Source organism: Streptomyces sp. SS8, from assembly GCF_054072955.1.
This window is the reverse complement of the sequence record NZ_JBSVCZ010000002.1, coordinates 163,754-176,367: the sequence shown is the minus strand read 5'-3', so window position 1 is coordinate 176,367 and position 12,614 is coordinate 163,754. Positions and strand designations below refer to the sequence as shown.

Below are 12,614 nucleotides of genomic sequence, written 5' to 3'. Positions count from 1 at the left end.
CACTTCCCCGCGTCCACGCGATCTTTCATGGGTTTCACGCGCCGCCGCTCCACCCACGGTACCGCCCGGGGTAATCGCACGGTTACGTATCGGTGAGTACGGAACCGAGCGTCAGGAAGGGCGTACATGGGCGGGAGCGCCTTCTCACAAGGGGTCGAGGAGCGGATCGGGGAGGGGCGTGCGTGCTCTGCGGACGGGCGCGGGGATTCCGGGGTGCGCCCGGCGGGGGCGGAGGGAAGCCCGGTGGAGCCCGCCGCCGCGTCGGCGCGGCCGCGCAACGGCCGGCTCAGCACGGTTCCCTACATCGCCTCGTGGAGCCGGGAGCGGATGCGCCGCCCGCCCGTGGTGCGGCGGGTGGGGGTGGGCGGCGAGGGGATCGGTTTCGCCGGGGAGTCGGCGTACGACCGGGACTGGCACGGGGTGCTGTGGATGCGGCAGACCCTCGCGCGGGGAAAGGGGCACCCCCGGTACCACACGGTGCACACACTGCGGCAGCGAAGGGCCATGCGGCACATGCTCTGCCAGGTGTGCGGCGGGCCCACCCCTCAGGACGGCCCGCGCCTCTTCGTGCTGCGGGACGTCGGCCGCCCGGTGGAGGAGGGCGAGCGGACCACGGCGCCGCCGGTGTGCGTGCCCTGCGCCCGGATCTCCGTACGGGAGTGCCCGCGGCTGCGGGAGGGGCACGTCGCCGCGCTGGTGGACCGGCCGTGCGCCTGGGGCGTGGCCGGGATCGTCCACCACCCGGCCACGCTGAAGCCCCTCGACAACGCCCTGCAGGAGGTGTCCTACGAGGACCTCGCGGTCCGGTGGACCCTGGCCCACCGGCTGGTCGTGACGCTGCACGACTGCACCCCGGTGGACCTGGACGCCCTCGCCCCGTGAGGTGGGCCGGCTGCCGGGCCCTGCCCGGTCATCGGGTGGGGCCCGGCGTTCATCCGGTTCGTGAGCGAGCCGCAGTCTCCGGGCCTGTCCTCACCAATCGCCCCTGGTGAGGACGAACGAGTAGGAGCCGCCTGTGCAGATCCGTGAGGTTCACGCGACGGCGGAGGTGCCGGGAGCCAGTTCGGGAAAAGCGCCCTCCCAGGCACCGCGGATGTCACGGCTGACCAGGGTGCGCAGTACGGGCCACAGGTCGGTCAGCAGCTCGTGGTTGAGATACCGGACCAGATCGTCGTGCATGCCCTCGGCCAGGACGATCCGGTACAGGCTCATCCTCAGCCGGGGCTGATCGAGGTCGAACCGGGTCAGCCCGGACCACGCCAGGTGCAGCGGCAGGTCGACGGTGCCGTGGACCGGGCCGGTGAGTTCCGTCAGAGCGCCGGGGAGGCGTCGAGTGAACTTGGCACGGCGGAGGTCGGAGATGCTGGGCACGGCTGACACACTCCGATCATCCCGCAGCGGTACGGCGTAGCTCCGCTCAATCCTCAGAACCCGCCGGACAAAGGCCTGTGATCGGCCGGTGAGACGAGGCGAAGGGAGAGGAGCCGGGATGAATGGTGGACTCAGGCAGGGACGTCGAGCACCAGAACGATGTGCTCGTGCTCGCCGTACCGGACCGTCTCGGTACGCCGGAAGCCGTGCTTCTCCAGCAGCCGCACCGAGCCGGTGTTCCCGACGAAGGGATCGGCGTACAGGGGGCGGGCCTTCTCCCGCTCCAGGAACAGCGCCAGTGCCCGCGTGCCGATGCCCCGGCCCCAGTACCGTCTGCCGAGCCAGTACCCGATGAAGCGCCGCCCCTCGTCCCACCACGCCACCACGTTGCCCGCCAGTTCCCCGTCGACGGTGACGGCCTGCACGAAGACGGTGGGATCGCCGAGGACCCTCGTCTTCCAGTGGGTCATGAAGGCCTCCCGCTCCCGGGGCGGGAACTTCGCCCGCCGCACGGCCTCGGGATCGTGCTCCTGCGTGAAGAACTCCTCCAGATCGGCCGGTTCGACGTCTCTCAAGCGCACCTGGTCACCCATGCCGGCGAGTCTGGCGCAGGCCACTGACACTCCCGGGAGGCCAACGGCCCCAACCCGCTGTGGCGGGCGGCGGGAATGGCGACGGCCCCCGGCCGGGTGGAATGGTCGGGGGCCGTTGTGAGGTGCGGAGGCTGTGGGATTTGAACCCACGGTGGTGTCGCCACCACGACGGTTTTCAAGACCGTTCCCTTAGGCCGCTCGGGCAAGCCTCCCCACGCCGCGCCGTGCGGTACGGCGTGGGGGACAGCCTAGCCGGTTCGTCAGTCGCCCTCGCGGGAACCCAGGGTCAGTTCGGCCTCGTTCTGCTTGCCGCCCCGCAGGTAGGTGATCGAGATCTTCTCGCCCGGCTCGTGGGCCCAGATCTCGCTGATCAGGGTGGGGCCGCTGTCGATCGAGACGCCGTCGAGCTTGGTGATCACGTCGCCCGGCTTCAGGCCCGCCTTGTCGGCCGGGCCGCCCGGGGTGACGGGCTCGCTGCCGTCGTCGGTGTTCTCGATGATGCGGGCGCCGCTGCCCTGGGCCCGCAGGTCGACCTGGACGCCGATGACCGGGTAGACGGGCTCGCCGGTCTCGATCAGGGCCTTGCCCACGCGCTGGGCCTGGTTGATCGGGATGGCGAAGCCGAGTCCGATGCTGCCGGGCGTGCCCTGGCCGAGGCCGCCGCCGGCCGACTGGATGGCGGAGTTGATGCCGATGACCGCGCCCTTGGCGTTGAGCAGGGGGCCGCCGGAGTTGCCGGGGTTGATGGAGGCGTCGGTCTGGAGGGCGCTCATGTAGGAGGCCTTGGAGCCCTGGCCGTCGCTGGAGGCCACGGGGCGGTTCTTGGCGCTGACGATGCCGGTGGTGACCGTGCCGGACAGGCCGTACGGGGCGCCGATGGCGATGGTGGCGTCGCCGACCTGGACCTTGTCGGAGTTGCCCAGCGGCAGCGGGGTGAGTTCGGCGTCGCCGGCGTTCTTCAGCTTGATGACCGCCACGTCGTAGCCCTGGGCCAGGCCGACGACCTCGGCGTCGTACTTGCGGCCGTCGGAGAAGGTGGCGGTCAGCTCGCCGCCGTCGGCCGCGCTGGCCACCACGTGGTTGTTGGTCATGATGTGGCCCTGCTGGTCGTAGACGAAGCCGGTGCCGGTGCCGCTCTCGCCGCCGCCCTCGGCCTGGATCGTCACGACGCTGGGCAGGGCCTTGGCCGCGATGCCGGCGACGGAGTCGGGGGCGCGGTCGACCTGTCCGGCGCCGCTGTCGGCCGAGATGGTCGTCGAGCCGCGGTCCGTGCGGTCGGCGGCCCAGAAGCCGACGCCGGTGCCGACGCCGCCCGCGAGGAGGGCCGTCGCCGCGACGGCGGCGATCAGGGCGCCGAAGCCGCGCTTCTTCTTCTGGCCCTCCGGGGGCGGCGGGGAGGCGAGCGGTGCGCCCCAGGGGGAGGCCGGGCCGCCACCGGGGGTGCCGGGCGCGCCGGGGGCTCCCGGGGCGGGCGGCGGGGTGCCGTAGCCGCCGCCCGGCGCGCCCCACTGCCCGGCGGAGGGGTTGGGGGCGGGGGAGGCGTACGCGGCGGGGGGCTGCTGTGCGGCGGCGGGGTCCTGCGGGGTGTGGTGGCCCTGCGGGGGCTGCGGTGACGGCGGGGGCTGCGGGGCCGGGTGGCCCTGCGCCTGCCCCTGTGCGGCGTGCCCCTGCTCGGCGTGACCCTGCGCGGCGGGGGGCGCGGGCTGGGGGGTGGGCTGCGCGGCGGGCTGTGCTGTCGGCTGGGACGCCGGCTCGGGGCCTTCCGGCTCGATCTTCCGCAGGAGGGTCGTCGACTCGTCCCTCGGCGCCGCCTCGGGCTCGGGCGCGGGGGCGGGGGCCTGGAGGTCGTAGTCCTCCGGCGGGCTGTCGGTCGGTGTCCTGGGCGCGGCGGCGCCGTTCGCGGCGGACCGGTCGGCCGGCGGGTGCGGCACGGGGGCGCCGGCCGCGTGCTCTCCGGCGGCGCCCTCGTTCTCGGTGCTCACAGCTCTCTCCTCAGGTACACGACAGTCGCACGTCTGTCCGGGGACGGCGTGCGTATTCAGGTGTATGGCGTCAAGCTTCTCCCACCGCACGTCAGACCGGCGTAAGCGCACCCGTCCGGACGGACGCCCGGGCCGCCGCGCACGGGGCGGGGTGGCACCATAACGCGGTGAGCCCTGACCAGCCCCAGAAGTCGGCCGGATCCCGGCGCCCCATCTCCGTCGTCGCCCACCGCGGGGCCTCCGAGGACGCCCCCGAACACACCCTGGCCGCCTACCGCAGGGCCGTCGAGGACGGCGCCGACGCGCTGGAGTGCGATGTGCGGCTCACCGCCGACAAGCACCTGGTGTGCGTCCACGACCGCCGCGTCAACCGTACCTCCAACGGCCGCGGCGCCGTCTCCTCGCTGGAGCTGGCCGAACTGGCCGAGCTGGACTTCGGTTCCTGGAAGGGGCGGCTCGGCGACGAGGAGTCGCCCGAGACCGAGAGCCGCGAGCACACCTCCGTCCTCACCCTGGAGCGGCTGCTGCGCCTGGTGGAGGAGCAGGCCTCCGCGGGGCGCCGGGTGGAGCTGGCCATCGAGACCAAGCACCCCAGCCGCTGGGCGGGCCAGGTGGAGGAGGAGCTGCTGCGGGTGCTGGCCCGCCACGATCCGGCCATCCCCGTGCGCGTGATGAGCTTCTCGGCACGCTCCCTGCACCGGATACGGGCCGCGGCGCCGTGGATCCCCACCGTCTACCTGATGCAGTTCCTACTGCCGCGCCACCGCGACGGGAAGCTGCCCCCGGGCGTGGGGATCGCCGGGCCGAGCATCCGGATCCTGCGCAACCACCCCGAGTACGTGGCGTGGGCGCACCGGGAGGGCCACCGGGTGCACGTGTGGACGGTGGACGACCCGGCCGACGTGGAGCTGTGCGCGCTGCTCGGCGTGGACGCCATCATCACCAACCGGCCCCGGCGCGTACTGGCCCAGCTGGAGGAGATGTTCCGGGACTGAGACGGGCCGGGGCTGCGGCGGAGCCGGGGCGGGCCGGGCGAGGGGGCCGTGGGCGGGGCGGCCGGCGCACTACGGCGCATTCGCGTCCGCCGGAGGTGAACAGGCGGTGAGGGCTGCGTCACGGTACCGGGCCGGGCGGTTTCCGCCACCGGGCGAAAGGGCATCCATCACGTGGCGTGGGGCGAACAAGGAGGTCTCGGGGGTGGCGTTGGTGGTTGCACAGGGGGCGCCGACGTCGTCGACGATGGCCGTACCCCACGGTCCTGCGGGTGTGGGTGCGGCGAGGCGCCGGATGCGCGAGGAGCTTCTCGGCTCCGGTACGCCCGAAGCCGTCGTGGACGACGCGGTTCTCATTCTTTCCGAACTTCTCAGCAACGCGTACCGGCACGCCAGACCGATCGGTGTGAGCGACTGCGTACGCGCGGCCTGGGGCCGCACAGCCGACGGAGGGGTGAGCGTCTCCGTCACCGACGGCGGGGGCCCGACCAGACCCCGGCCGTCCAATCCGTCGGTGACGGCGCGCGGCGGCAGAGGGCTGTCGATCATCACCTCGCTCGCCAGCGACTGGGGCGTGCGCGAGGACCGCGGCGGTCGCGGGCGCGGCCAGGGTCATGGGCACGGCCACGGTCACGGCCACGGCCACGGCCACGGCCACGGCGGGGTGACGGTGTGGGCGGTGGTGGCGCCGTCGGAGGACGACGCGTTCTCCTCCTCGATGCGCTTCGACCTGTCGGAGCTGGAGGGCCTGGAGGACCTCTGAGGTAGTCGTTCCGGGTGGTCTCCCCCGCGTACGCGTGCCGCCCGGGCCCCAAGGGCTAGGCTCGCGCCGAAAGCGTCCTTAACGACCGGGAGACCCCACCCCATGGCCAAGAAGCGCCGCCCCCAGACCAAGGCCGCCAAGCCGCAGCCCGCCGACGGTGAGATCCCCGTCGTCGGCGCCCGCGAGCCCTGCCCCTGCGGATCCGGCCGCCGCTACAAGGCCTGCCACGGGCGTGCCGCCGCGCAGGCGGTGACCGAGCTGGTGCGCCGCCCGTTCGAGGGGCTGCCCGGGGAGTGCGACTGGGTGGCGCTGCGCGAGCTGGTTCCGGCCGCGACGGTGCCGCTGAAGCTGAAGGAGGAGCTGCCGGGGGACGTCCCCTCGGTGACGCTGGCCACCGTCCTGCCGATGGCCTGGCCCGCGCTGCGCCGTGACAACGGTGCCGTGCTGCTGGGCGTGCAGAACGACACCCCCTCCGGCGACCTCAGCCGCGATCTGGCCGATGTGCTGCGGCGGGCCCTGACGGCGGAGCCGGGCACCCCGGTGGCCGCCGAGCGCATCCCCGCCGACGCCCCGCGCCTGCAGGACCTGCTGGACCCCGACGCGCCCTTCGTGCCCGAGGTGCACAGCGGCTTCGAGTTCTGGGTGGAGGACGCCGGCAACCAGAGCCCGGAGGTCGCCGCCTCGCTGGAACGCGCCAATTCGGCCGCCCTGCCCACCGCCCGGCTGGAGGGGGTGGAGGCGGCCTACTGGTGCGAGACCCCGGAGAAGAACCATCTGCGCTGGGTCATGCCGCACCCGGAGGAGCGGCTGCTGGACGCGCTCGCCCGGCTGCACGCGGCGGGGGCGTCGTCGCTGGGCGAGGGCACGCGGCTGGTCGGCTCCTTCCGGGCGCACGGCCTGATGGTCCCGGTGTGGGATCTGCCGAGCGCGATGGGCGCGCAGGAGTGCGAGAAGCCGGCCGCGGCCTTCGCGGAACGGCTCGCCGAGGCGCTGGAGTCCACCGATCCGCTCACCGCGGAGGAGCGCCGGGCGCGCAGTGGATTCACAAATCGCCAGATCACTCTCAACTGACAGACGAATTCCGGCTGATGAGGGAAGAAAAAGGCAAGTGATTCCCATCACAGCGGGACGTACTCGCAGGTAGGAGGGCGGCCGGAAGACGTCGGTGGAATTTGCGAACGGGCCGTTACTTGTTACGGTTCTTGCAGCCCGGTCGCTGGTGCATCCCCCGTCGCCAGCGACCGGGTCTTTTCATGCCCGCACTTCCCGCATACGGGTTCGGCGTGTGCGGGCGGCCGTTCAACTCCCCGATTTCCGCGAGGGATCGGTGGTCCGGGCATCCTCTGCTCCGCCTTTGCCGTCCGCGCCCTCCCCGGCTTCACCGGCGCCCCCGGTTCCACCCCCGATTCCGCTGCCGGAGCGCAGCAGCAGCCCCTCCCCGTCCGGTGCCGCGACCTCCGCCACCGCCGTGTAGGGCCCGCCGCCCGGCGGGCTTCCCTCCACGGGCCGGTGCGGGGTGTCGCACACGCCCTCCCGGCCGCCGGCGGGCAGCTCGCAGGGAACGGTGACCGCCCGCCCGCCGGGGCCGAGCAGGCTCAGGGCGCCGTGCAGCGCCTCGCCCGTGGTGTTCCGGTGGTACATCCGCCCCCGGACGGCACCGTCCCGCGTCAGGACGCAGGTCTGCGCGCGCAGACCTCGCGGGGAGGTGGCCCAGGGGCCGCAGAAGGCCGAGGTCTCCGGCAGGTCCGCGCCGGATGCTGCGGACAGCTCGGACGGCTCGGACGGCATGGACGGCTCGGAGGGCTCGGGGGAGAGGAGCCCGTCCGGGAGGGGGAGCGGGGAGCGGTCGGGCGCGGAGCCGGTGGCGGGGCCTGTGTGTTCGGTGGCGTCCGTGACGGCCGTACGCCCGTCGCCCGGCCGCCCCTCGCCCGGTCCGGCGGTCGCGGCGGTGAGCGGCAGGGACGCCGCGAGGGCGAGCCCGGCGGCGAGCGCGGTCACACGGAGACTGGAGGCGCGCTGCCGCGGCTCGTACATGGGGTCCACCTGCAACTCGCTGGAGGGAAGGGACTCTTCGGCGGCCCGAACATACCGGGACGAAGAAGGCGTCCCGGCGGACAGACCGCCTGTTTCCCTCCAACCCCGGCGCACCGCCACCCGTACGAGTGAGCGGGGGCCGGTCCTGTGGTGACTGACCCGCGGGGCCGGGCCGGCCGGTCAGTACGCCAGCCGGCTGCCCGTGTCCGGGACGGCCGCGCTCGCCCGCACCAGCAAGTCCACCAGCGGCTCCATCCTCGGCAGCCACGGCACGCCGCCCCCGCGCAGGGTGGCGCGGGCGCCGACGCCGAGCGCGGCCGGGGGCCGCTCCCAGCGCAGCTGCCCCGCGCCGGTGCGCGACGGCGGCAGGGCCACATAGCCGCCCTCGCCGTGGAACCGCAGCGAACTGGGCACCCAGTCCTGGGCGTGGAGCAGCTCGCCCAGCTCCTCCAGGCCGTACGGCGCCACCAGCAGCGTGCAGCGGGTCGGGCTCGCGATCACCGGGCCGGTGCGCAGCCCGAGCCGGTCGAACTCCTCCAGCGCCCGGGCCCCGGCGGCCGCCGGGAGGCTCAGCGCGCAGGGAGCGCGGCCGCCGGTGGCCAGCAGCACCGGCGCGTCGGGCCGGTTGGTCCACCACCAGCGCACCATGCGCTCGTCGGTGGTGGCCGCCGGCAGTTCGGGATCGAAGGGGTGCGCGCCGGGCACCACGCAGTCGGGCCGGGGACAGGAGCAGCGTCCCCGGGGCTGCCCCGACTGGCGTGCGGTCAGGCGCCTGGACTCCCGCGGCGCCACACCGGGCAGCACGGGCCACCCCCACCGTGTCGCGCACACGAGCGCCGCGTCGCGCAGCGCCCAGCGGGTCATGCGTCGCCTTCCGAGGATCTCGCGCATCAGCGCTCGTTCCTTTCCGTAACGCCATGGATCGACAAATACGTCGACAAGCACACTGACTAAGGACTCAGCAGGACCAGAAGGCCGATCGCGGTCTTCCGGTCCCTCACACCTGTTACACCTGTGGATCTCGTGTGACCGCGCCCGGGCCTCCGGGCAGTGCGTCACCGTGCTGTTCTCCGCGGCCGTGGCCGGGGCGTTCGTGAACCGGGCGCGGATCGCGGTGTGACGGCACACACCGGACGCCGCTCGCGCTCGCCCGTACCGCCGTACCGTCCGGCGGTCCTCCGCCTGCCGTGCTCCGGTCCTCCCGGCGCGTACGAGGACGCGCCTCGTTCCACTGCGTGGGACGCACGGACTCGTCGCCGGGTTCCGCCGGAACCCGCTCGCCGCTCGCCCGCCCGGTCCCTCGTGCCGTGGGTAACCGTGTACCCACGTCAATCGTGATGACGCGCTGCCGTACCGGGAGCCAGTCGACCGCGCACCGCCTGGCACAGGGTACGTTTTCGGCCAAGCTTGTGACCACCCCCACGACGCCTCCGGATGTGCCGGGAGCAGCGAGCGGACCCGGTCCCGAAACCGGTCGGCGGGGGACATCCGCGGCCTGCCGGGGCGATGCTGGACACCCGTTACCACGGCGTGTACACCTGAAGACATTGATAGCGGAGCAGCACGACATGGGGGTTTGCGATGCTATTGACGACGCTGATCCGCACTGAGGGCAGCCGCCCATGAGCGCCCAGCAGCCGCCGAAACTGGCCGGAATCGAACCAACTTCGCCCCTTCCCCAGCACACTGTTCCGCCCGCCGCGGCCGCGCCCCACCGGCAGCCCGCCCCCTCCCCCCGGCCACCGGCTGTCGACGACCCCGCCCTCGCACGGCCCGTCGAGCGGCTCGCGGCCCTCCAGGACCGCCTCGCCGGGTGGATCTCCGACCTCACCACCCTCCACGACCTCACCGAACGACTGGTGCGCACCGACACCCTGGAGAGCGCGGTGCACGAGGCGCTGCGCGCCGGAGCCGCCCTGGTCGGCGCCCGGCGCGGGCTGATCGCGCTGGAGCCCGCCGACGGGCTCGGCCCCGACACCACCGTCGGACTCGGCCTGGGAGCGGCGGATCTCGGCCACATCGAGACCCTCCCGCGCGACTCGGCCTCCCATGCCCGCCTCCTAGACGGGCTCCCCGGGGCCGGTGCCGGATCCGGTGCCGGGGCCGGCAGCGGATCCGCTGCCGGGGGCACGGGCCCCGGCGGCCTCCGGGAGATCACCCACCCCCACATCGCCCGCGACGAGGACCTCGACCCCCGCCACCGCGAGGTCGCCGCCCGCCTCGGCTACGCCGCCAGCCACGCCGTCCCCCTGACCGCGCGGAGCACCGGGCGGCTGGGCGCCGCCGTCTGGCTCTACGACGAGCCCGCGCGGCCCACCGAGCGCCAGCGCCATCTGCTCGGCCTGTACGTGCGGCATGCCGCCGAGCACATCGCACGCCAGGTCGACCTCACCCGCGCCCGCTCGGCCGTGGACACCGTGCGCGAGGGGCTGCTGCCCGCCCGACTGCCGCGGGTGCCGGGGGTGCGACTGGCGGTGCGGCACCGCACCGGCCCGCGCGGCGGCGGCGACTGGTACGACGTACTGCCGCTGCCCGAGGGCGCGCTGGGGCTGAGCGTGGGCGGGGTCACCGGATCCGGCCCGGACGCGGTGGCCGCGATGGGGCGGCTGCGGGCCTCGATGCGGGCGTACGCGGTGATGGAGGGCGAGGACCCGGTCGCGGTCCTGTCCGACCTGGAGCTGCTGCTGCGGCTGACCGAGCCGGCCCGGTCGGCGACCGCGCTGTTCGGGTACGCCGAGCGGACACCGCCGGCCCGGGGCGGTCCGCGGGCCGGCACCAGGGTCGTGCTGGCCGGGGCCGGGCACTGCCCGCCGCTGATCGTCGGCCCGGAGCGCACCGAGGTCGTCGAGACCGCGCTCTCCGCGCCGCTGGGCATGCTCGCCTGCTGGGAGGCGCCCAGCGTCGAGGTGGACCTGGCGCCCGGGGAAACGCTCCTGCTCTACAGCGACGGCCTGCTGCACCGCACCGGCGAACCGCTGGACCGCGCCTTCGCCCGGCTCCGGGCCGCGGCCGTCGCCGCCGCCCCGGCCGTACGCGCCGACCCCGACGCGCTGCTGGACCACCTGCTGCGCACGGTGCTGCCCGGCGGGCGGGACGGTGCGGGCGGTGGCGACGGGGACGCTCAGGGCGCCTCGGGCTCCGAGGACGCCGAGGACGTCGTGCTGCTGGCCGCCCGCTTCTGAACTCCGCCCGCGGTCCCGCCCGCGACCCCGTTCGCGGACACTGCTCACAGGCTCTGCCCGCACCTCTGTCCACAGGCCCCGGCCGCCCTCGGCGGGCCGGACCTACGATGGGAGTCGGCCCGCACCCGGCCCACACCACCAGCAGGAGGAGGCAGCGACGTGGCTGACCAGCAGACGCCGGAGATCCCGGAGGAGCAGGGCGAACCCACCTCGGAGGAGCCGATCAAGCAGCGGAAGAACGGCCTGTACCCGGGCGTCTCCGACGAGCTCGCCGAGAACATGAAGTCCGGCTGGGCGGACACCGAGCTGCGCGACCTCGACCCCGTCCCGCAGGCCGCGCACACCGCCGAGCGGCGCGCGCGGCTCTCCGCCCGCTTCCCCGGCGAGCGCCTGGTGGTCCCCGCGGGCAACCTCAGGACCCGCTCGAACGACACCGAGTACCCCTTCCGCTCCTCCGTCGAGTACGCCTACCTCACCGGCAACCAGACCGAGGACGGCGTCCTGGTCATGGAGCCGAGGGCGGACGGCGGCCACGACGGCGTCCTGTACCTGCTGCCCCGCTCCGACCGCGGCAACGGCGAGTTCTGGCTGGACGGCCAGGGCGAGCTGTGGGTGGGCCGCCGCGACAGCCTCACCGAGGCCGAGAAGCTCTACGGCATGCCCTGCCGGGACGTGCGCACCGTCGCCGACGTGCTGCGCGAGGCCTCCGGCGACGTGCGCGTGGTGCGCGGCCACGACGCGGGCGTCGAGGCCGCCCTCGCCGACAAGACCACCGCCGAGCGCGACGAGGCGCTGCGGGTCTTCCTCTCCGAGATGCGTCTGGTCAAGGACGACTTCGAGATCGGCGAGCTGCAGAAGGCCGTCGACTCCACCGTGCGCGGCTTCGAGGACGTCGTCCGCGTGCTCGACAAGGCGCAGGCCACCTCCGAGCGCTACATCGAGGGCACCTTCTTCCTGCGCGCCCGTGTGGAGGGCAACGACGTCGGCTACGGCTCGATCTGCGCCTCCGGGCCTCACGCGACCACCCTGCACTGGGTGCGCAACGACGGCCCCGTCCGCTCCGGAGACCTGCTGCTGCTGGACGCCGGCGTGGAGACCCACACCCTCTACACCGCCGACGTCACCCGCACCATGCCGGTCGACGGCCGCTTCACCGACCTCCAGCGCAAGATCTACGACGCCGTGTACGACGCGCAGGAGGCGGGCATCGCGGCGGTGAAGCCGGGCGCGAAGTACCTGGACTTCCACCACGCCGCGCAGCGCGTGCTGGCGGAGCGGCTGGTGGAGTGGGGCCTGGTGGAGGGCCCGGTCGAGCGGGTCCTGGAGCTGGGCCTCCAGCGCCGCTGGACGCTGCACGGCACCGGCCACATGCTCGGCATGGACGTCCACGACTGCGCCGCCGCGCGCCGCGAGACGTACGCCGAGGGCACGCTGGAGCCGGGCATGTGCCTGACGGTGGAGCCGGGCCTGTACTTCCAGCCGGACGACCTGACGGTGCCCGAGGAGTACCGGGGCATCGGCGTGCGCATCGAGGACGACATCCTCGTCACCGAGGACGGCAACCGGAACCTCTCCGCGGCGCTGCCGCGCCGCTCGGACGAGGTCGAGGAGTGGATGGCGCGCCTGCGGGGCTGACACCCCGGATGCCCCTGCCACGGCGCGCGGGGCTGACGTCCTGCCACGGGACAGGGCACGGG

At 74.1% G+C, this 12,614-nt stretch carries 11 protein-coding genes and 1 tRNA gene; 6 read left to right on the top strand and 6 right to left on the bottom strand.

Translation table 11 applies throughout. The features are described from left to right. Positions 1–243: 243 nt before the first annotated feature. Positions 244–882 (top strand): hypothetical protein, encoded by a 639-nt coding sequence (locus tag ACW69E_RS02665; protein WP_457496536.1) that lies wholly within the window; start codon positions 244–246, stop codon positions 880–882. 150 nt (positions 883–1,032) lie between these two features. Here the strand turns inward: ACW69E_RS02665 and ACW69E_RS02660 are convergent, their stop codons facing one another. The 4 genes from ACW69E_RS02660 to ACW69E_RS02645 form a co-directional block, all read right to left on the bottom strand. Beyond that, complete coding sequence (locus tag ACW69E_RS02660) at positions 1,033–1,380, bottom strand: transcriptional regulator (protein ID WP_457496535.1); 348 nt, start codon at positions 1,378–1,380, stop codon at positions 1,033–1,035. 122 nt (positions 1,381–1,502) lie between these two features. Continuing rightward, positions 1,503–1,964: a GNAT family N-acetyltransferase gene (locus ACW69E_RS02655; RefSeq protein ID WP_457496534.1), complete on the bottom strand. Its 462-nt coding sequence runs from the start codon at positions 1,962–1,964 to the stop codon at positions 1,503–1,505. Between the two features lie 125 nt (positions 1,965–2,089). Continuing rightward, positions 2,090–2,176, bottom strand: a tRNA-Ser gene (locus ACW69E_RS02650). Between the two features lie 48 nt (positions 2,177–2,224). Next, positions 2,225–3,946 (bottom strand): S1C family serine protease, encoded by a 1,722-nt coding sequence (locus ACW69E_RS02645; protein WP_457496533.1) that lies wholly within the window; start codon positions 3,944–3,946, stop codon positions 2,225–2,227. Positions 3,947–4,113: 167 nt separating this feature from the next. Between ACW69E_RS02645 and ACW69E_RS02640 the strand changes: the two genes are divergently transcribed. The 3 genes from ACW69E_RS02640 (at position 4,114) to ACW69E_RS02630 (ending at position 6,772) form a co-directional block, all read left to right on the top strand. After that, positions 4,114–4,941, top strand: a complete 828-nt coding sequence (locus ACW69E_RS02640; RefSeq protein ID WP_457496532.1) for a glycerophosphodiester phosphodiesterase — start codon at positions 4,114–4,116, stop codon at positions 4,939–4,941. A gap of 106 nt (positions 4,942–5,047) precedes the next feature. Next, a complete protein-coding gene (locus tag ACW69E_RS02635) occupies positions 5,048–5,701 on the top strand; it encodes an ATP-binding protein (protein WP_457496531.1) in 654 nt (217 codons plus the stop codon). A 102-nt stretch (positions 5,702–5,803) separates the two neighbouring features. Then, positions 5,804–6,772: a DUF5926 family protein gene (locus tag ACW69E_RS02630; RefSeq protein ID WP_457496530.1), complete on the top strand. Its 969-nt coding sequence runs from the start codon at positions 5,804–5,806 to the stop codon at positions 6,770–6,772. 228 nt (positions 6,773–7,000) lie between these two features. On the opposite strand, the gene ACW69E_RS02625 is transcribed toward ACW69E_RS02630, so the two are convergent. Both ACW69E_RS02625 and ACW69E_RS02620 read right to left on the bottom strand, forming a co-directional pair. Continuing rightward, the gene (locus ACW69E_RS02625; protein WP_457496529.1) at positions 7,001–7,735 is read right to left on the bottom strand and encodes a hypothetical protein; all 735 of its coding nucleotides are present in this window, start codon (positions 7,733–7,735) and stop codon (positions 7,001–7,003) included. Positions 7,736–7,915: 180 nt separating this feature from the next. Next, the gene (locus ACW69E_RS02620) at positions 7,916–8,626 is read right to left on the bottom strand and encodes a bifunctional DNA primase/polymerase (protein WP_457496528.1); all 711 of its coding nucleotides are present in this window, start codon (positions 8,624–8,626) and stop codon (positions 7,916–7,918) included. A gap of 731 nt (positions 8,627–9,357) precedes the next feature. On the opposite strand from ACW69E_RS02620, the gene ACW69E_RS02615 reads away from it, so the two are divergent. After that, on the top strand, positions 9,358–10,917 hold the full coding sequence (locus ACW69E_RS02615; protein ID WP_457496527.1) for a SpoIIE family protein phosphatase: 1,560 nt from the start codon (positions 9,358–9,360) through the stop codon (positions 10,915–10,917). 159 nt (positions 10,918–11,076) lie between these two features. Continuing rightward, a complete protein-coding gene (locus ACW69E_RS02610) occupies positions 11,077–12,552 on the top strand; it encodes an aminopeptidase P family protein (RefSeq protein ID WP_457496526.1) in 1,476 nt (491 codons plus the stop codon). The last annotated feature ends 62 nt before the right edge of the window (positions 12,553–12,614 follow it).

Excerpts from the sequence above, each read along its gene's own strand:
- ACW69E_RS02655 (WP_457496534.1), bottom strand. The coding sequence starts at position 1,964 with ATGGGTGACCAGGTGCGCTTGAGAGACGTCGAACCGGCCGATCTGGAG.
- ACW69E_RS02630 (WP_457496530.1), top strand. The coding sequence starts at position 5,804 with ATGGCCAAGAAGCGCCGCCCCCAGACCAAGGCCGCCAAGCCGCAGCCC.
- ACW69E_RS02625 (WP_457496529.1), bottom strand. The coding sequence starts at position 7,735 with ATGTACGAGCCGCGGCAGCGCGCCTCCAGTCTCCGTGTGACCGCGCTC.
- ACW69E_RS02620 (WP_457496528.1), bottom strand. The coding sequence starts at position 8,626 with ATGCGCGAGATCCTCGGAAGGCGACGCATGACCCGCTGGGCGCTGCGC.
- ACW69E_RS02615 (WP_457496527.1), top strand. The coding sequence starts at position 9,358 with ATGAGCGCCCAGCAGCCGCCGAAACTGGCCGGAATCGAACCAACTTCG.